The 386-nt window shown below is 46.9% G+C and carries 1 protein-coding gene; it reads right to left on the bottom strand.

What is annotated here, in order from left to right; translation table 11 throughout:
• Positions 1-386: hypothetical protein (locus AB4583_RS20760; protein ID WP_372052471.1), on the bottom strand; the 386-nt coding region annotated here is incomplete at both ends.

Genomic DNA, 386 nt, shown 5'->3' with positions numbered 1-386 from the left:
TCGTTATCGGAGTCACTAGACGTCACCACGATCGATTTCACGATGTCTTCGTTCAGCGTGTGGTCTAGATTACGATTAGGCTCAAAGCGCACTTCACCTTGAAGCGTGATGAATAGTTCACCTTCTGTGAAGCTAAACAGCTGCTCGCCGTTATCATTTTGGTCAAGCGTTCGAAGTTGGCCATCATAAGTGAATTGCGTCACCGTTGCGCCATCAGCACTTTGACTTGGCATCACATCAATGGTGGTGGTTGTCACAATGCCATCGGCAAGATTTGGCTCGACGATATCTAACGTATCATCTTGCATGATTTGAACATCATCGCCGATAGTGACGCTTAACGGAGACATCAGTGAATCATCGCCATCACTGTCTACCGCATAAAC

It is taken from the genome of Vibrio sp. 10N.222.49.C12, assembly GCF_041475025.1.
Taxonomy (GTDB): Bacteria; Pseudomonadota; Gammaproteobacteria; order Enterobacterales; family Vibrionaceae; genus Vibrio; species Vibrio crassostreae_C.
The sequence above is the reverse complement of the archived record's forward strand: the minus strand, read 5'-3'. Positions and strand labels throughout refer to the sequence as shown.